Raw genomic sequence first — 18,424 nt, forward strand, 5'->3', positions numbered from 1 at the left:
GTTATGAGTTTTAAGTTAGAAAAAGTTAATCTTATTTACGATATAGGTAAAGAAGTCCAAACTTATGCACTTAAAGATATAAATTTGACCTTGGAAGGAAATAAGCTCATAGGAATTATGGGACCTTCCGGAAGCGGAAAAAGCTCCTTGCTTTATGCTATGGCGGGTTTTAAAAAGCCTACTTCAGGAAAAGTATTTTACAATAATTCAGAATACAGCTCTTTAAATTCCTCAAAAAAATGTGATATGAGAAAGCAGGATTTCGGTTTTATATTTCAGAGGCATTTTTTAATTGATTATATGACTATATTGGATAATATCCTGACACCTATAAATGATGATAGTAAAGAGGCAAAAGTAAAAGCCATGGAGCTTTTAGAAAAATTCAAGCTTGGTCATTTAGCAAAGAAAAGGCCTAATCAGCTTTCTGGAGGGCAAAGGCAGAAGGTAGCTATTGCAAGAGCTTTAATCAGTGATCCTAAGGTTATCTTTGCAGATGAGCCTACAGCTGCTCTAGACCATAAAAGTGCTAAAGAAGTTATGGGCTTTCTTGAGAGCTTTAAAGAAGACAGAATGATAATAGTGGTAACTCATGATCCCTCTATTCTTGTAAATGCAGACAGCATAATAAATATGGCTGATGGAGCCTTAGTATCTGCTGAAAGCAGGGAGGGATAACAATGAAACCGCTAGCCACATTAAATTATGTTGGTAACAACAAGCGAAAGGTGCTCCCAAGTTTTATCTGCATTGCTTTTAGTGTTTTTTTAGTATATTTGTTTTCGCTTTTATTATCAAGTTGCGAAAATGATATAAGATTATGCAGCGTAAATATGACGGAAAAAGGGACTGCTATAATGTCAAACGATAAAAATGCTATATCTGAGGATATGCTTAAAGCTATAAAAGGTGACAGCAATACTAAGTCTGTCATACCTATAATAGCTGATATTGGAAGCTTTCAATATAAAACTATAATGGGGGGAATGTCTTTAGATATATATAATGTATTTTCAGAGGATGTACAGTCGCTTTTAGCTTCCTTAGAATTAAAAATTACTGATGGGAAGATGCCTGAAAAAGGTGAAATTCTTGTTCCACTGAAGTATGCAAAGCAGAATAAAATAAAAATAGGTGACATAATTGAAAATAACCCTAATATAGGAGCTTACCTGAATAAAAAATACAAGGTATCAGGCTTTATTGATGGATATACAATGGTGGGCATAGTGTCTGATTCTGGAAATGTAAGCAGAGAAGAAGCCTTTAAGAATAACGTATTATATGGTATAAAAGATAAAAATAATGACAGCTTAAGCAAGTTTTTAAAAAATAAAGCTGGAAATAAAATAAATGTTATAGATTATAAAACTATAAAAAAGGATATAGATCAATTGATTTTAAGCGTAAATTCTCTTGAATTTATATTAAATATAGTCATAATTCTGGTGCTTTCTATATCTCTTGGGAATCTAAATTATATAGGGTTTATAAATAGAAAAAATGAATTTGAAATTCTTTATGCAGTAGGGTATAAAAGAGGCTTCCTTTACAGGAAAACTGTAAGAGAAAATTTCTTAAACTCTTTAGCAGCTTTCATATCAGGAATCATTTTTACTGCCGGCGTAGTAGAGATGATAAATATTTCTGTATGGATACCAAGTGGACGATATGTGGAGATGTTCAATTTTCAAGATATGCTTACAGCCTTTATGGTGCCTTTATTAGTATCCTTTATAAGCAGCGTAGCTCCAATAAAGGAAATAAGAAGCATCACCGTAGGAAATTAAAACATAACAAAGCATGGAATTTTCTGAAAGCTCTTGATATAATAGCAGTATAAAAAGTTTATTATATCTGGGGTGAATTTCATGGAAAATGTAAAAAAAGAGTTTTATGCGCCTAAAAAAATTGTCAGTAATGTAGGGATATTTTTATTAATATTTATCTATTTAATAAAAGGCATTCCGGCTATAGTAACCTGGAATTTTAAATCTCAAGGGGCGGAGGTTTTTACTATACTGATGACTCTCTTTATGATAATATTTCTGATAGCTTATTCATATAGTACTTACAAAATACTTACTAGAAAAACTCCAGACCTTATTATATGGGAAGATGGTTTTGTTTTCAGGCAGGGAGAGTTATTGAAGGATACTACCTATAATTTGTCAGAGGTGAAAGAGATATTTGTGCCTAAATGGGATGAGTATGTTAGAGTGACTTTAAAAGATATAGACAAGATTATAGTGCCTTTAACCTTGTTTAAGAAAGAAGATCGAGCAGAGATTAAAAACTGTTTTATGGAATTAAAAGATAAAATTGATGGTGAGAATAATAAAAATTCTAAACCAAAAGAGTATATCGTGGTGAATTCTAAGCCTTATTCCAAATAAAAAAAGACCCTATGTAATTATTGCATAATTATCAGGTATGAAGTATAATGATTTAAAAGATAAATCTATAAAGATTTTGATGAGAAAGAGTACATTAAGTGGAAGCTTAAAGAGAGCCGATGATAGGTGGAAAATTGGCAGCGAAGCTTAATAGAAGCAGTCTCTGAATCGCTTGCTGAGAAAGGAAGCTTTAGCTTCACATTAGGCATAGACGTAACCTTACGTTAAAAAGGAAGAAAATTATTGGATTTTCTTATGAGAGAGCACTTCTGTGCTAACTAGGGTGGTACCGCGATTTAACTCCTTCGTCCCTTTACCAAGGGATGAAGGGGTTTTTATTTTTTTAATAAAAAGGATATATTTTAAGACAGAAGTAAATAATAAAAAAATTTAGGAGGGCTATTAAATGGAGGAAATTTTAGAGATTTTGGAGAAAAACAGCAAATATTCTGCAGAAGAAATAGCAGTTATGGTAAGCAAGGATGTAGAAGAAGTTAAGAGGATAATAAAAAAATATGAGGAAGATAATGTAATAGTAGGCTACACTACGCTTATTGACTGGGACAATGTTGCAAAAGAAACTGTAACGGCACTTATAGAGGTTAAAGTAACGCCTCAAAGAGGTCAAGGGTTTGATAAGGTAGCAGAAAGAATATATAAGTTTCCGGAAGTAAGAGCATGTTATTTAATGTCCGGGGGCTTTGATCTAACCGTAATAATACAAGGAAAAACTATGAAGGAGGTAGCACTTTTTGTAGCTGAAAAGCTAGCAGTACAGGAATATGTTTTGAGTACTGCAACTCATTTTGTATTGAAGAAATATAAGGATCATGGAACCATATTTAAAGAAAAGCCTATGGATGACAGAGAGGGGTTATTTATATGAAGCTGGAGGACATGATTCTTGATAGGGTAAAAAATATGCCTCCTTCAGGCATAAGAAAATATTTCGACATGATTAATGAGATGGACAATGTTATATCCTTAGGTGTTGGGGAACCCGATTTTGTTACTCCATGGAATATAAGAGAGGCCGGGGTATATTCTCTTGAAAAGGGTCATACCCATTATTCTTCAAATGCAGGCTTTGTTGAGCTTAGAGATGAGATAGCAAGATATCTTACCAGATATAAGCTGTTTTATGATCCTAAGGATGAAATCATAGTTACGGTTGGGGGAAGTGAAGGAATAGATATAGCACTAAGAGCACTGGCAGGACCTGGGGACGAAGTGATAGTTCCAGAACCAAGCTTCGTAGCCTACAAAGGCTGTACGGCCTTTACCGGGGCTACTTCTAAGGTGATAAATCTAAGAGAAGAAGATGATTTTAAGCTTACCCCAGAGCTTCTTGAAGCAGCTATAACTGATAGAACTAAGGTGGTAATAATACCTTTTCCTAATAATCCTACAGGAGCTGTGATGAGCAGGGAAGACCTTAAGCCGATTGTAGATATATTAAAGGATAAGGATATTATAGTATTATCCGATGAAATATATTCTGAACTCACTTATGAAACAGAGCATGTATCCATAGCAAGCTTTCCGGAGATTAGAGACAAAACCCTAGTGATAAATGGATTTTCTAAGGCTTTTGCCATGACTGGCTGGCGTCTTGGATATATCTGCGGAAATAAAATACTTATAGATGCTATGAAAAAAATACATCAATATGCAATAATGTGTTCTCCAACTACTTCGCAATATGCTGCTATAGAAGCGTTGAGAAGCAGCAGGCAAAGTGTGGATGAAATGATGAGAGAATATAATAGAAGAAGAAAAGTTATGCTTCAGGGATATAAGAAAATGGGACTTAAATGCTTTGAGGCCAAAGGTGCTTTTTATCTTTTCCCAAGCATAAAATCTACTGGACTAAGCTCTGATGAATTCTGCGAAAGATTATTAAAAGAAGAGAAAGTGCTGGCGGTTCCAGGTGATGCCTTCGGAAGCTGCGGAGCTGGATTTATAAGAACCTGTTACGCATCTTCCCTGGAAAACATCAAGGAAGCTCTAAATAGGATGGAGAGATTCTTAAATAAACTGGCTAAGAATAATTAATAAAAAAATACTAAAAATACTAAGAAAATTGTCATTTTTCACTATAAACATATTCAATATAATATAGTATAATTTTCTTTAAGAGAGGAGTTGTTTTAAGTATGAGAATGACTAAGATAGTTTGCACACTTGGACCTGCAGTTGATGATGAGAATTTGCTAGAGAAGCTTATATTAGGTGGAATGGATGTAGCAAGATTTAATTTTTCACATGGTACTCACGCTGATCATGAAGTAAGAGTAAACAGATTAAAAAAGGTAAAAGATAAGGTGAAGAAGCCTGTGGCATTGCTCCTTGATACAAAGGGACCAGAAATAAGATTAGGTAAGTTTGAAAAGGGAGAAGTCATATTAAAAGAGGGAGACGAATTTTCTCTTATCAACGAAGATATTTTGGGAGATGAATATAAATCTACAGTATCACACAAGGAATTATATAAGGATGTAGATCTTGGAACAAGAATACTTATAAATGACGGATTAGTAGCTATGGAAGTTACTAAGGTTGAAGGAAAGGATATACATTGTAAGGTTTTAAATGGTGGAGCCATCAGCAATAATAAGGGTGTTAACATTCCTGAAACAGATACTCACCTTCCTTCAATAACAGAACAGGATATGGAAGATATAAAATTTGCAGTAACTCATGATTTTGATTTCATAGCTTGCTCCTTTGTTAGAAAAGCTGCAAATGTTAATGAAGTAAAGAGATTATTAAGAAAGCTTGGCGGAGAAGAAATAAGAGTTATAGCTAAGATAGAAAATAGAGAAGGCGTAAATAATTTCGATGAAATTTTAAAGGTTTCTGATGGAATAATGGTAGCTAGAGGAGATCTAGGAGTTGAAATTCCTACAGAAGAAGTTCCTATAGTTCAGAAGATGATAATCGAAAAATGCTATAGAGCTGGGAAGCCAGTTATAACAGCTACTCAGATGCTTGATTCTATGATAAAGAATCCAAGACCTACAAGAGCTGAATCCAGTGACGTAGCTAATGCAGTTTTTGATGGAACCAGCGCAATAATGCTTTCTGGAGAAAGTGCAGCAGGAAAATATCCTATAGAAAGTGTTACTACCATGGCTAGAATAGCTGAAAAAGCTGAGCAGGTAATAGATTTTAGCAAAAATCTTAAAATGCTTCAATTTGATACTATGGGAAGCATAACTAATGCTATAAGCTATGCTACTTGCACTACTGCAATGCAGCTTAAGGCAGCAGCGATTGTTTCAGTTACTCATTCTGGAGAAACTGCAAGAATGATATCAAGATTCAGACCTTCTTGCCCTATAGTTGCTCCAACTCAAAGCCCAAGAGTTGAAAGACAGCTTTCACTTTCCTGGGGAGTTATACCTTGCCTAGTTAAAGAAGTGGAAAGCACTGAGAAAATGTTCGAATTAGGTGTGGAAAAGGCTCTTGAAATGAAGCTTGTTAAAAATGGAGATGTTGTAGTTATAACTGCAGGAGTTCCAGCAGGAATGAGCGGTACTACAAACCTATTGAAGGTACATACAGTTGGAAATATCCTTGTTAAAGGAACTGGAGTAGTTAAAGGAAAAGTAACAGGTCAGATGTGTGTTGTTAAGAACATGGATGATATAGAGAAGAACTTTAAAAACGGAGATATACTTGTTATAGAATCCACTAGCAATGATATAATGCCATATCTTAGAAATGCCTCAGCAATAATAGCTGAAGATCCAGAAATAGATAGCCATGCAGCTACTGTAGGTTTAGCTTTGGATATACCAGTTATAGTAGGAGCATATAATGCATTAAACATACTTAAATCAGGTACAGTAGTTACTGTAGATTCTAATAACGGAATAGTGCTTACTGACAATATATAAAAAAATTTAAACACTGCTGCATGGAGAAGCAAATTTCTTGTATACAGCAGTGTTTTTTTGTCTAAAATTTATGGATATGTTGAGTGTTATTTACTGTAAATGAAAGTTATTGTATAATAGCATAAGATAATAAATATAGATAATTCTAATTATTTTCAACTTTTACAGAATGATTAGAGAAGTAGGGAGGAGAATTTTTTGGATGGTATAAAAGGATTCTTTAACAGGGATGTGTTAGACAAGATTTTTGCTGTACTTTTAGTGGCAGCAGTAGTATATTGCATAAAAGGAATGATCAATCTCTTATTATTAACCTTTGTTTTTTCATTTTTTTTATATACGCTTCAGAATTTCATATATGTGAATGTAAAAAAGCTGATTCCTGTAGAAAGAAAAATAATTACAATACTAGTTTTTGTGCTTATACTTGCTCTTATAATACTGTTTTTCTTTAGGTATATACCAATAGCGGTAAGACAGTTATCTACTATAATAACGCAAATAGGTGATTTTAAGTTTGAACATGTTAAATGGAAGATAGATGCAAAAATATTGGATTGGATTAAGGGTATAGATATCAAAAATATAGATCCTAAGTCCTATATAACCACAGGAGGAAATGCCGCAGTAAAAACATTAACCAATATTGGAAAATTTGGTTTTGAAATATTTATGGCATTAATATTAAGCTTCTTCTTCATAATAGAAAAGGAAGAGGTAGCTAATTTTGGGAAAAGTATTGAAGAAAGCAAGCTTGGAGGAGTATACAGAAATATTAAATATTTTGTTCAAAGCTTCGTAAGATCTTTTGCTATGGTAATGCAGGCTCAGCTTATAATAGCCTTTGTAAACTCAGTAATATCCATGATAACCTTAAGTCTTCTAGGCTTTCCGGATGTTATTGGATTAGGCTTCATGATATTTTTACTGGGACTTATTCCAGTAGCAGGAGTTTGGGTATCCTTGGTGCCGCTTACTATAATCGCAATTAAAGTTGGTGGATTTATTAAGGTTTTGGATGTTTGGATAATGATAGCGGTTATACATTGCATAGAAGCCTATGTGCTAAATCCAAAGATAATGTCCATGAATACAAAGCTTCCAGTATTCATGACTTTCTTAATACTTTTAATATCTGAAAATTTAATGGGAGTATGGGGACTGCTGTTTGGAATTCCTATATTTCTGTTTATATTAGATATTTTTGATGTGAGACAGAAAATAAAACCTAAAGCTAGTAAAAAATTATTAGACAAATAGCATATGGATTTAAATATTGAAGGTATGTAACAAGAGACCCACGTTCAACCCTTATTTAGCTGGTTGAGTGAGGGTCTCTTTTTCGCTTGAAGCCAGCAGTAATTGAGAAGGAAGATAGAAAAACCACATGAGAATATAGCCTATTCTATGAAGAGCTCTCAAAGTATAGGTATTTAATTGAGAAAAGCCTGTAATATTATATAATCCAACATTAATATCGCAGAGGAAAAATAATATAACTCCTGCTGCAATAAAGATTTTTTTAGGATTTGAAAATAAATCTTCTCTATAGGCTTTTAGAGATTTAAATACATTGGTCAGCAGGCAAAGGAAGTAAAACAAACTTATGAAAGTCAGATAGTCAACATTTTTTCTTAAGCCTATTCCAATTAGAAAAAGCAAAGCTATGGTTAAAAAGACTGATAAAAAGTAAATTAGAGTCTTTTTGTAATTATTGTAGTCATGACGTACGGAGTAAAGTATATGAGTGATGCAAAAGGTAGTGACACCTAAGCTGTTATTATCCAATATAAGAATTATAAAATCAGATATTAATGTAAATAAAAGCGCTATGTGAAGTAGCAAAAAGCCTTTTTTATTATCAGCTGAATATGAAAAAGACAAGCAAAAGCATAAAAGTGTACATGTGAATTTTATGTAATCCACAGATATAAAGCTTCTTATGTTAAAAAAATCTATATACAGAAAGCATAGATATAGCATCAATATAATAAACACAAGCATTTTTTCAAACCAGCTATTAAATTTAAAAAAAATCATAAGTGGATACCTCTAATTAGTGTAGATATTTTAAAATTTCGCCTTTTATATGATTTTATTATTGAACAAATCCATATGCAAGCATATATATTATAGATGCTATTGTATTATTTAACAATAATTCGGTGAAATAATATAAATTTTTTAGTTAAAATTGTTAAGATTGCACAAAAAAATGTTAAGTTTGCACAAAAAAGTGCGATAATTTAAATAATACGACTTTTAGGGGGAATTAAAATGCAGGGCAAAAGAAGCGTGAAATTAGTTGGGGGAGTAAAAGCGAAACTTTTAATAGTTATGTTTGCTTTGAGTATTATTCCGGTTATAGTAATTGGATTTACAGCTAACAAAAAATCTCAGATGATATTGGAAAACAGGTTCAGTGTGTCTACTCAGCAGACTACAAATGAGGTAAATAGAGAAATTGATAATTATTTTCAGGGGGCGGAAGGATCAATAAATATGCTGACTGATAATTCCAGCTTTGCTGTAAAGGATTTATCAGCAGATAATGAAAAAACCATTAATGAACTGCTAAAGAACTTAGCTGAGGGAAGAAAAGACTATATGAATGTGTACTTTGGCAGATATGATAAAAAGATGATAATATATCCAGTTCAGCAGATGCCAGATGGATATGATCCTACCAGCAGACCTTGGTACCAAGATGCAGTAAATAATGATGGAAAGATAATATACACTGACCCATACAAAGATGTAACTACCAATAAATATATAATTTCTATAGCAAAGGCAGTAAAAAGTGATGGACAAGTTATAGGGGTTTTGTCTATTGATTTAGATTTAACTGATATAGCTAAAACCTTGTCTTCAGTAAAGATAGGAAGCCAAGGCTATATATTTATTACTACTGATGATGGTTTAATGATAGCTCATCCTACAAATTCAGAGCTTGGGAAAAATAATGTTACTAAAATAAGTGTATGGAATCAAATTAAAGCAGGAACCAGCGGAATGACAGAGTATACCTATAATGGCTCGCTAAAATATTTAAGCTATAGCACAAATAAATATAGTGGGTGGAAGGTTATAGCTTCTATGCCTAAAAGTGAGATCACTTCAGACACTGATGGACTGATTTATATAAGTTTAGGAATAGGGGGAATATTGGTTGTAGTTACTATTGTGGTTTCAATATTGTTCAGCAATTCTATAACAACAAAAATACTTGCATTAAAAGCTGTCATGAATAAAGTTTCAGAAGGAGATTTATCATCAAGAATAGCTTTTAAGAGCAAGGATGAATTTGCTGAACTGGCTAACAACTTCAATGATATGCTGAAGAGCATAGAAACTCTGGTTTCTGAGGTTAAGCAATCAGCAGAAGTTGTAACAGTTGCTGCAGATAGTATAACCAGCATATCCAAAGAAACTACTAATGCCGTAAATGAAGTGGCTCTGACTACTGATCAAGTTGCTAATGGCAGTGTTTCTCAGGCGGAAGATATTTCTTCCAGCGTATCAGATATGGAAAACCTAGCTGGAAATATGGATGTAGTAGTGCAGCTTACGGGAGAGATAGAAAGAGTAACTAATGAAGCCAATGAATTGAGTGAAAATGGAACAAATGCTATGGGAGTATTGATGGAAAAAACTGAAGAGGTTAATGTTAACTCAAAGGATGTCATGTTTGTAATGGGAGATATGAATGAAGCCTCTGAGAAGATTGGATATATAACTAATACGATAAACAGCATAGCTGAACAAACCAATTTATTAGCGCTTAATGCAGCTATAGAAGCAGCAAGAGCAGGGGAAGCAGGAAAGGGATTCTCTGTGGTTGCAGATGAAATAAGAAAACTGGCGGAACAGTCTTCCGATGCAACGAAGCAGATACAAGAGCTTATTTCAGGAGTAATAGAAAAATCACGCTTAGCAGTAAGCAGCATGGAAAAAGCCAGTGAAGCTATAAGCGCTCAAAATGAATCAGTTAATACTACAAAAGATATATTCAGTCAAATATCTGAAACTATAACCCTAGCTAAAGTAGGGGTTGATGAAATTGTTTTTGTTATGGGTGAAGCAAATAATCAAAAGCAATCCATAGTAGATAAGCTTCATAATATATCTGCAGTATCAGAGGAATCTTCAGCTAGCACAGAGGAGCTAACAGCTTCCTTGGAAGAGATAACAGCATCTATGAATGAATTTGAAAATACTTCTGATAAGCTTAAAATATTAGTGGGGAATCTTGAAAAATCAGTGGAAAGATTCAAAATCTAATTATGAATAAAGATATAAAAATAGCTGCCAAATGGCAGCTATTTTTATGTTTAATGCTCATTAAATTATATTCACTGGCTGAAAACAAGAGATTTATAAAGGAGGTAAACTTATCACACATAATATATATTCTTGATTCAGCTTGCATAGAATAAAAATCTACGCAATTAGCAAATTAACAATAGTAATATTTATAAAAAATTATGAGGGGTTACAGATATAAGTTTTTTGCTTTTCATAATATCTTAACACCTTATATTATACTAATAAGCGTGCGAAATAAATATATTTAATAGCTTATATTCATGAATTTTTTAAAATTATAGATGTAATCGTAACAATATTATTAATATAATAATGTCATAGTGAAAATATAGAGTGAAAATGATAATTTGTTGCTAAGAAATCATTGATATATACTTTGGGTGTAGAATTATGGTAAAATTTGTACAAGTAAGTAAATAGAAAATAAACAATGGATTAGGCTTCAGCATTGAAGAATTGTTTCAATAGAAAATTAAGTAAATGTATGGGAGGAAGAAAAATTTGGGTAAGCTTAGCAGTTTATTAAAATTAAAACCATTTGTAAGAAAATATAAGACGATCTTTATATTAGGAATTTTAGGTATGGTACTTGCATCTTTGATAGAAACCCCTGTGCCATATATTATAGGACATATAACAGATAAGGTGCTTATAGGAAAGGGTAAGTATAGTGAGTTATACGAATATTTAGGAGCGATAGCTGTCTTATATATATTGAGCTATGGCATATCCATTGCGGCTAGATATGCTTTTGTGAAAATAAGCAGTTTCGTGGTAAATGAAATGAGATATTCTGTGATGAAAAAGGTTATGGATTTACCTATGAGCTATCTTTCAAGTACTCAAAAAGGGTATGTGCAGGGAAGAATATCCGAATGCAGCTCTGTGGGAAGCATATTTTCCCCTGGAGTGATAAGCACCTTTCTAAGCGTCATAGATGCTTCTCTGGCAATAATAACCATGTTTATAATAAATTATAAGCTGGCTTTTGCAGCAGTCATACTAGCTCCATTATTCTATTTTTCTTCTAAATCTTCTACCAGCAGCTTTATGAAAAGCACAAAAGAATTGGTGGAATCAAGTGCGGTATTAAATGGGGAATGCTTTGAAATAATAAATGGGATTGAGGACATAAAGATATTGAATGCTAAAAATCAGCACCTTGTAAAGTTTGACAATAAATTAAAAACCATGGTAGCTAACACCTTAAAACAGGGGAAGTCTATGATATTCTTCAGTCAAAATATAGGCTTAATCAATGATTTTGGAGGACTTTTGATACTTCTCATTTCAGCTATACTAATACTAAAGGGTCAGTTTACAGTAGGCTTATACACATCCTTTTCCTTGTATATAACTAAAGTATTCAGCTGTGCCCAAGCTATAGCTTCCATGGGGACTATGATAAAGCCTGCCTGTTTAAATATTGAAAGGTTATATGAACTTTTAGATATGAAGGACGAAAATGAAGATAAAAATGAAAGCATAACTGCAGATATAGATTGCATAAGCCTAGATAAAGTTGCTTTTGCCTATAAGGAAAAGGAGAAAAAAGTATTTGAAAATCTAAGCTTTAAAATAAGTAAAGGAGAAAAAGTACTGCTAAAAGGAGAAAATGGCGCGGGTAAATCAACTTTGATTAAGCTGTTAATAGGCTTATATCCTTATACTGAAGGGGAGATATTGTATAACAGCATACCTGTAAATAATATAAATACAGAGAGCCTAAGAGAAAAAGTAGCTGTGGTATCTCAAAATATATTTTTATTTAGAGGTACTGTACTTGATAATATCCTATATGGACTAGAGGATAAGAAAAAGAGGAAAGATGTTGAACATATAATTAAGGAGCTTAAGCTAGAAGAATATGTAGCAAGATTTCCTAAAGGCATAGATACGGAAATAAGCCAAAATACAGCAGGAGTTTCAGGCGGACAAGCTCAGATAATAGCATTTTTAAGAGCTATGGTGTCAGGTAAGGAAGTTATAATTCTAGATGAGCCTCTAGCTAATTTAGATGCAGAGACCCGAGAACTCATACTGAATATATTAAATGAAATACAAATCAAAGGAATACTTATTGTGGTATCTCATATTTCGGACAATATGAATTTTAGAGAGATAGTATTATAGATATTTTAATACATGTTTAGATATAAGGTAAAAGGAAATTCCAGTGCGGAGTTTCCTTAATTTTCTTACCATATTTTTATTATATTTTGAACTATTAGAGAAGTTATAGCCACCGCAGCCCAGGAGCATAAGCCTAGGAATATAGGCTTTATTCCATTTTCCTTAAACTGCTTTACATTGGTTTTTAAGCCGACAGCGCACATAGCTATTACAATGCAGAACTTACCAGCTTCAGCGAAGATTTTTGTAAAGGAGCTTGGAAATATTCCAGAAGTATTTATGATGGAAGCAGCCAGGAAGCCTAGCACAAACCAAGGAAATATCTTCTTTAAGCTATAGCTTTTTTCAGAATTAGTCTTTTTAGAAGTATATACTGCTAGTATAAGAGTGATAGGTATTATAAAAAGCGTACGTGCGAGCTTAACTATGGTAGCAAAATTACCTGCTGCATTGCTGTAAGAGTAACCAGCGGCAACAACTGAAGAAGTATCATTTATAGCAGTACCAGCCCAAAGTCCGAAGCCATTATCTCCCATGCCTAGAAGATGACCTAAAAATGGGAAAAGAAATACGGCGATGATATTAAATAAAAATATTGTTGATATGGAAAAAGCTATATCATCATCGGAAGCCTTAATTACTGGTGCGGTGGCGGCAATGGCAGAGCCTCCGCAGATGGCAGTTCCCACACCTATTAGGGTAGAGGTATTTCTAGGTAACTTAAGTTTTTTTCCTACTAAATAGGAGGTTAAAAAGGAGGCCGTTAGGGTAAATAAGATGATTATAAGAGATTGTCCTCCAATTTTAAAAACTGTATAAAGATTCATTTCAAAGCCAAGCATTATTATTGCAAGCTGAAGGATTTTCTTAGAGCTGTAGCTTATTCCTTCATTTAAAAATGAAGGCTTTGACCAAAAGGATAAAATTATGCCAAGAAGTATGCCTATAACTGGACTTCCTATTATAGGAAAGGCTTTGCCTAAAAACCAGGCTGGAATAGCGAGAACAAATGAAAAAGCAATCCCTGGCGCTAAATATTTTATTTTACTCATCAATTATCTCTCCTTTGTTTATTGTATGCTTTGAATAGGTGTTGATTTTTTAGCACCTATTTAAAAATATAGTCTTATTTATGAATGCCATGGTATAAGAATAACATTTGATTAACTATATGTAAAATAGTATAATTTAATAAAAATCATAGGTGAATGCCTATAGTAAGGAAGAGTAATATGACTTTAAGACATTTAAAAATATTTCTTTGTGTATGTAAGGAAAAAAATATGACTCTATCCGCAGAAAAGCTTTATATGACTCAGCCTTCTGTAAGCCAGGCTATAGTGGAGCTGGAAAAGCATTATGAAACTAAGTTATTTGAAAGGCTGGGGAAAAAGCTTTATATTACAGAAGCGGGGAAAAAACTCATGGCCTATGCAAGCCATATGATAAATCTTCACGAAGAAATGGAGAAAAGCATGCTGGAGCTTCATCAGAATTCTGTGCTAAGGATAGGAGCAAGCGTTACGGTGGGTACTTGTGTGCTCCCAGATATTATAAAGAGCTTTAAGCAGCAGTATGGAGGCACAGTAAATGTAATTGTGGACAATACTACAATAATAGAAAATATGATTTTAAAGGATGAGATAGATCTGGCTCTGGTTGAGGGAAATATACACAACAAGGATATTGTAGTTAAGCCTTTCATGGAGGATGAACTTATTCTTGTTTGCAGCAAAGCACATGTTTTTTCTTCACGAAAAAGCATAAAACTAGAAGAGCTTGAAGATGAAGCTTTCATACTAAGAGAGAAGGGCAGCGGAACTAGAGAGCTTTTTGAATCTGTATTAACAGCAAATAACATAACCTTTAACAAGGTATGGGAGTGCAATAACACGGAAGCTATAAAAAATGCAGTGGAGAGGGATTTGGGGATATCCGTTATCTCTAAAAGATTTGTTGAAAAAGAAATAGGAGAAGGAATCCTTCACAGCATAAATATAAAAAGTGTTAATTTTAAAAGAAATTTTAAAATTGTATATCATAAAAACAAGTTTATTTCTAATAGCATGGATAAATTTATAAATAGTGTGCTAAAATAATTGAGATTTTTATTTACTTTGTATATACTAGAATTTAAGTGTAATTCTATCATTAAGGTAGGTGCTGAATGGCAGCTTATTTTAAGAAGAGATAAGTGCAAAATAATGTTATGGAGTGTGATATCATGGAACAGTACAAAAAGGACTTTATAGAATTTATGGTGGAAAGTAATGTATTAACTTTTGGAGATTTCGTTACAAAGAGTGGCAGAAAGACTCCTTTTTTTATAAATGCAGGTAATTTCAGAACAGGAAGCCAGCTTAAGAGATTGGGGGAATTTTACTCAAGAGCTATACACGATAATATAGGTACAGACTTTGATATACTATTTGGACCAGCTTATAAGGGAATCCCTCTAAGTGTTGCTACCTCCATAGCCTTTGATAATATGTATGGAGTTGAAATAGGTTATTCCTCTAACAGAAAAGAAATAAAAGACCATGGCGATACAGGCATACTTTTAGGCAGCAAACCAAAATCAGGAGATAAGGTAGTAATAATAGAAGATGTTACTACGGCAGGTACTTCCATATATGAAACCATGCCAATCCTTAAGAATCAGGGAGAAGTAGAGGTAATAGGCTTAGTTATATCTGTGGACAGAATGGAAAAAGGAAAAACTGAAAAATCTGCTTTTAAGGAATTAGAAGAAAACTTTGGCTTTAAGACCTGCGCCATAGTAAATATGGAAGAGGTAGTAGAGCATCTTTATAACCGTGAGATTAATGGGAAAGTTATAATAGATGATGCTATGAAGGCAAGCATAGAAAAGTACTACGAAATATATGGAGCAAAATAATATGAAATACTTCTTAACGGATTTAGACGGAACCCTGCTAAGGTCAGACGCAACTTTATCCGACTATACTATAAATTCCTTAAAAAAATTTTTGGAGGAGGGTGTAGCGGTCAGTTTTGCTACAGCCAGAAGCTACAGCAGCGCAATAGCAGTGGTACATGATGTACCTTGGAAATATCCTATGGTGCTTTACAATGGGGCTATATTATATGATCCAGTAGAAAATAAAATAATAGATGGCTTTTTGCTTACTGCTGAGGAAGCTAATGAAATAATAGAAATTGGTAAGCAGTTTAAGCTTATGCCCCTGCTATATGTGTTAGACGAAAATGATGAAGAAAAAGTTTTTCATGAGGAATTAACTACCTATGGAATGGTAGAATTTCTTAAAAGCCGCAAGGGTGACCCAAGATATAAATTAGTGGATAAACTATATTGTGAGAAGATGCATAGAGCCTTAGCGCTTACTTATATATTTCAGCGTGAAACCCTGAAACCTCTTATGAAGGCGGTAAGAGAGAAATTCGGTGATAAAATACACATAAGCCTCGTAAAGGACACCTATATAGAAAATCAATATTTCCTTGAGTTTGGACACGCCAATTCAGATAAGAAAAACGGCATAAAGCTCTGGGCAGCTCATATGGATTGTGAGGTTTCAGAGATAACCGTATTTGGAGATAATTCAAATGATGTAGGTATGTTTGAAACCGCTGGAAACAGTGTAGCAGTTTCAAATGCAAAAAAGGAGCTACTGCATTTGGCTAAGCATGTAACTGTGAGCAATGATGAAGATGGAGTTGTTAAATATATCAGTGATAACTATAAATTATAAATTTTAGTTAAGAAGCCCTTTTGGATTACCCACTAAGGGCTTCTTTTATATTTGCTCTCATATTTCTGGAAAAAGCTGTCTTGACATAATATAAATTTAAAAATATAATTAGTATAACAATAGTTGTTATACTAATTATATTTTTGGAGTGATTATATGATATATGATGAAGCAATAGGGATGTTTACCAGTAAAGTAAGCAGAAAAATGATGAGACATGTTACTTTAATATTAGAAAAATATGATATAACTGCAGAGCAGTGGAATGTACTTCTCAGGCTTTCTGATAATGAAAAAATTAATCAAAAGCAGCTATCTGAAAAAACTGGAAAGGACCAGCCAACTGTGGCAAGAATTTTAGATATCTTGGAAAGGAAAGAGCTCATAGTGAGGCAGCTAAGCAAAGAAGATAGAAGAGCTTTCTTAGTTTGTATAACGGAAAAAGGAAGAAAATATGCTGAAGAGATAGAGCCTTTTGTAGAAGAAAATTTTAAGAAAATGCTTGAAGGGGTACCTCAGGAAGAAATTGATATCTATTTAAAGGTGCTCACTAAAATAGAAGAAAATATTGATAAACTTTAGGAGGGAAAATTATGGAAAATACTAAAGAGAATTTATGGTCTAAAAGCTACATATTCATACTGCTTGCAAATTTATTTATATACTTGAGCTTTTATTTATTAGTGCCTACACTTCCAACTTACGCAAAGCAAACAGGAGGCAGTGCGATTGAAGCCAGCCTGGTAGTAAGTATATTCTCCATAACAGCTCTCAGTTTTAGATTCTTAGTTGGAAAAGCCAGCAGAAAATTTGGACATGTAAGGGTAATATTAATGGCAGCCGCTGTTCTAGCATTAACTACCTTTTCATATATTTTTATTCCAATAATAGGGATTATATTAGTGCGTATAATTCAAGGTGCCGGCTGGGGAATGGCTTCCACTACTGTGGCATCCTTGGTTTCAGAGATAGTACCTGAAAAAAGAAGAGGAGAGGGCATGGGCTACTATTCTTTATCCATGATTATAGCTATGTCCTTGGCACCTGTGGTAGGAATAATGGTGATGAACGCCTATAGCTTTAGATTCATAGCATACACATCTATAGTTTTTATGATTATTGCGGCTTTTCTTTTAAAAGGAGTTAAGGTTGATAAAGGCAAAAGAGAAAATGCAAAATATGAGGATAAAGGCTTCTCCATGCAGGACTTATTTGAAAAGACAGCGCTTCTTCCTTCTTTTCTATGCTTTTTCCTAGCCATGACTTTATGTGCCATAATGAGCTATATAATGCTTTATGGAAAAGAGATAAAAATGAACAATATTTGGATCTATTTTATAGGACATGTTACTATGATTCTTGTAACTAGACCCTTCATAGGAAAAATATTTGATAGAGTAGGGCAAAAGGTAGTTATAATTCCTGGAGCTGCAGCTATGATAATAGGGCTTTTGATTCTTGCCAATGTGCACAGTGTTCCAACTTTAATAGCAGCATCTCTATTTTACGGCTTTGGCTACGGAGCAGTTCAGCCTTCCTTGCAGGCCTGGGCAGTAAACAGAGCACCAGCTCATAGAAAGGCAGAAGCAAACAGCACTTTTTTATCTTCCATGGATTTAGGTTTTACCTTTGGACCAATATTGCTAAGCATGGTAGCAGCAGGAAAAGGCTACGGCTTCATGTATGGAATATCTTCAATATTTATGATTATATTCATAGCAGTTTATCTACTTAAAACTGCTGGTGCTTCAGAAAATGAACAAGATGAAATAGAGGAAGCAAGCTAAAACAAAACATTCGTATAAATTACGCAGAGGTAAATAAGCTTCTGCGTTTTTTGTCGTTATGTGTATTAATGTGAAGGAAAAATACGAACGATAATTGTTTATATTAAGCTCCACAGCCTGTAATATAGATACATAAAAGTAAA

Annotated in this window: 16 protein-coding genes and 1 other annotated feature; of the genes, 14 read left to right on the forward strand and 2 right to left on the reverse strand. The window is 33.5% G+C overall.

The window, feature by feature from the left end:
- The first annotated feature begins 3 nt into the window (after nt 1–3).
- From IAI10_RS13065 to IAI10_RS13095, 7 genes are all read left to right on the forward strand, one after another.
- On the forward strand, nt 4–678 hold the full coding sequence (locus tag IAI10_RS13065) for an ABC transporter ATP-binding protein (protein WP_315673721.1): 675 nt from the start codon (nt 4–6) through the stop codon (nt 676–678).
- A gap of 2 nt (nt 679–680) precedes the next feature.
- The gene (locus IAI10_RS13070) at nt 681–1,790 is read left to right on the forward strand and encodes an ABC transporter permease (RefSeq protein ID WP_315673722.1); all 1,110 of its coding nucleotides are present in this window, start codon (nt 681–683) and stop codon (nt 1,788–1,790) included.
- Nucleotides 1,791–1,871: 81 nt separating this feature from the next.
- On the forward strand, nt 1,872–2,396 hold the full coding sequence (locus tag IAI10_RS13075; RefSeq protein ID WP_315673723.1) for a hypothetical protein: 525 nt from the start codon (nt 1,872–1,874) through the stop codon (nt 2,394–2,396).
- Nucleotides 2,397–2,463: 67 nt separating this feature from the next.
- Nucleotides 2,464–2,712 (forward strand) — a binding site (T-box leader).
- Between the two features lie 90 nt (nt 2,713–2,802).
- Nucleotides 2,803–3,282, forward strand: a complete 480-nt coding sequence (locus IAI10_RS13080) for an Lrp/AsnC family transcriptional regulator (RefSeq protein WP_315673724.1) — start codon at nt 2,803–2,805, stop codon at nt 3,280–3,282.
- On the forward strand, nt 3,279–4,451 hold the full coding sequence (locus IAI10_RS13085; protein WP_315673725.1) for an aminotransferase class I/II-fold pyridoxal phosphate-dependent enzyme: 1,173 nt from the start codon (nt 3,279–3,281) through the stop codon (nt 4,449–4,451). Before IAI10_RS13080 ends, IAI10_RS13085 begins: the two co-directional genes overlap by 4 nt.
- A 101-nt stretch (nt 4,452–4,552) precedes the next feature.
- A complete protein-coding gene (pyk, locus tag IAI10_RS13090; protein ID WP_315673726.1) occupies nt 4,553–6,298 on the forward strand; it encodes a pyruvate kinase in 1,746 nt (581 codons plus the stop codon).
- Between the two features lie 198 nt (nt 6,299–6,496).
- A complete protein-coding gene (locus IAI10_RS13095; protein ID WP_315673727.1) occupies nt 6,497–7,558 on the forward strand; it encodes an AI-2E family transporter in 1,062 nt (353 codons plus the stop codon).
- Between the two features lie 51 nt (nt 7,559–7,609).
- On the opposite strand, the gene IAI10_RS13100 is transcribed toward IAI10_RS13095, so the two are convergent.
- Nucleotides 7,610–8,338 (reverse strand): lysoplasmalogenase family protein, encoded by a 729-nt coding sequence (locus IAI10_RS13100; protein ID WP_315673728.1) that lies wholly within the window; start codon nt 8,336–8,338, stop codon nt 7,610–7,612.
- A 237-nt stretch (nt 8,339–8,575) separates the two neighbouring features.
- Here IAI10_RS13100 and IAI10_RS13105 point away from each other — a divergent pair, with 237 nt between their 5' ends.
- On the forward strand, nt 8,576–10,582 hold the full coding sequence (locus IAI10_RS13105) for a methyl-accepting chemotaxis protein (RefSeq protein ID WP_315673729.1): 2,007 nt from the start codon (nt 8,576–8,578) through the stop codon (nt 10,580–10,582).
- Nucleotides 10,583–11,128: 546 nt separating this feature from the next.
- Complete coding sequence (locus IAI10_RS13110; RefSeq protein WP_315673730.1) at nt 11,129–12,760, forward strand: ABC transporter ATP-binding protein; 1,632 nt, start codon at nt 11,129–11,131, stop codon at nt 12,758–12,760.
- Between the two features lie 65 nt (nt 12,761–12,825).
- Here the strand turns inward: IAI10_RS13110 and IAI10_RS13115 are convergent, their stop codons facing one another.
- Nucleotides 12,826–13,812 carry a YeiH family protein gene (locus IAI10_RS13115; protein ID WP_315673731.1) on the reverse strand — a complete coding sequence of 329 codons (987 nt, stop codon included), beginning with the start codon at nt 13,810–13,812 and terminating at the stop codon, nt 12,826–12,828.
- Between the two features lie 180 nt (nt 13,813–13,992).
- Between IAI10_RS13115 and IAI10_RS13120 the strand changes: the two genes are divergently transcribed.
- From IAI10_RS13120 to IAI10_RS13140, 5 genes are all read left to right on the forward strand, one after another.
- Nucleotides 13,993–14,859, forward strand: coding sequence for a LysR family transcriptional regulator (locus tag IAI10_RS13120; protein WP_315673732.1), 867 nt, complete (start codon nt 13,993–13,995; stop codon nt 14,857–14,859).
- 125 nt (nt 14,860–14,984) lie between these two features.
- A complete protein-coding gene (gene pyrE, locus IAI10_RS13125; RefSeq protein ID WP_315673733.1) occupies nt 14,985–15,659 on the forward strand; it encodes an orotate phosphoribosyltransferase in 675 nt (224 codons plus the stop codon).
- Between the two features lies 1 nt (nt 15,660).
- Complete coding sequence (locus IAI10_RS13130) at nt 15,661–16,494, forward strand: HAD family hydrolase (protein ID WP_315673734.1); 834 nt, start codon at nt 15,661–15,663, stop codon at nt 16,492–16,494.
- Between the two features lie 156 nt (nt 16,495–16,650).
- Nucleotides 16,651–17,076 (forward strand): MarR family transcriptional regulator, encoded by a 426-nt coding sequence (locus IAI10_RS13135; RefSeq protein ID WP_315673735.1) that lies wholly within the window; start codon nt 16,651–16,653, stop codon nt 17,074–17,076.
- A gap of 11 nt (nt 17,077–17,087) precedes the next feature.
- Nucleotides 17,088–18,281, forward strand: coding sequence for an MFS transporter (locus IAI10_RS13140; RefSeq protein WP_315673736.1), 1,194 nt, complete (start codon nt 17,088–17,090; stop codon nt 18,279–18,281).
- Nucleotides 18,282–18,424: the final 143 nt, after the last annotated feature.

Source organism: Clostridium sp. 19966, assembly GCF_032335695.1.
Taxonomy (GTDB): domain Bacteria; phylum Bacillota; class Clostridia; order Clostridiales; family Clostridiaceae; genus JACTOJ01.

Coding starts and splice junctions, on each gene's coding strand:
- IAI10_RS13065 (WP_315673721.1), top strand. CDS start 4: ATGAGTTTTAAGTTAGAAAAAGTTAATCTTATTTACGATATAGGTAAA.
- IAI10_RS13070 (WP_315673722.1), top strand. CDS start 681: ATGAAACCGCTAGCCACATTAAATTATGTTGGTAACAACAAGCGAAAG.
- IAI10_RS13075 (WP_315673723.1), top strand. CDS start 1,872: ATGGAAAATGTAAAAAAAGAGTTTTATGCGCCTAAAAAAATTGTCAGT.
- IAI10_RS13080 (WP_315673724.1), top strand. CDS start 2,803: ATGGAGGAAATTTTAGAGATTTTGGAGAAAAACAGCAAATATTCTGCA.
- IAI10_RS13085 (WP_315673725.1), top strand. CDS start 3,279: ATGAAGCTGGAGGACATGATTCTTGATAGGGTAAAAAATATGCCTCCT.
- pyk (WP_315673726.1), top strand. CDS start 4,553: ATGAGAATGACTAAGATAGTTTGCACACTTGGACCTGCAGTTGATGAT.
- IAI10_RS13100 (WP_315673728.1), bottom strand. CDS start 8,338: ATGATTTTTTTTAAATTTAATAGCTGGTTTGAAAAAATGCTTGTGTTT.
- IAI10_RS13105 (WP_315673729.1), top strand. CDS start 8,576: ATGCAGGGCAAAAGAAGCGTGAAATTAGTTGGGGGAGTAAAAGCGAAA.
- IAI10_RS13115 (WP_315673731.1), bottom strand. CDS start 13,812: ATGAGTAAAATAAAATATTTAGCGCCAGGGATTGCTTTTTCATTTGTT.
- IAI10_RS13120 (WP_315673732.1), top strand. CDS start 13,993: ATGACTTTAAGACATTTAAAAATATTTCTTTGTGTATGTAAGGAAAAA.
- pyrE (WP_315673733.1), top strand. CDS start 14,985: ATGGAACAGTACAAAAAGGACTTTATAGAATTTATGGTGGAAAGTAAT.
- IAI10_RS13130 (WP_315673734.1), top strand. CDS start 15,661: ATGAAATACTTCTTAACGGATTTAGACGGAACCCTGCTAAGGTCAGAC.
- IAI10_RS13135 (WP_315673735.1), top strand. CDS start 16,651: ATGATATATGATGAAGCAATAGGGATGTTTACCAGTAAAGTAAGCAGA.
- IAI10_RS13140 (WP_315673736.1), top strand. CDS start 17,088: ATGGAAAATACTAAAGAGAATTTATGGTCTAAAAGCTACATATTCATA.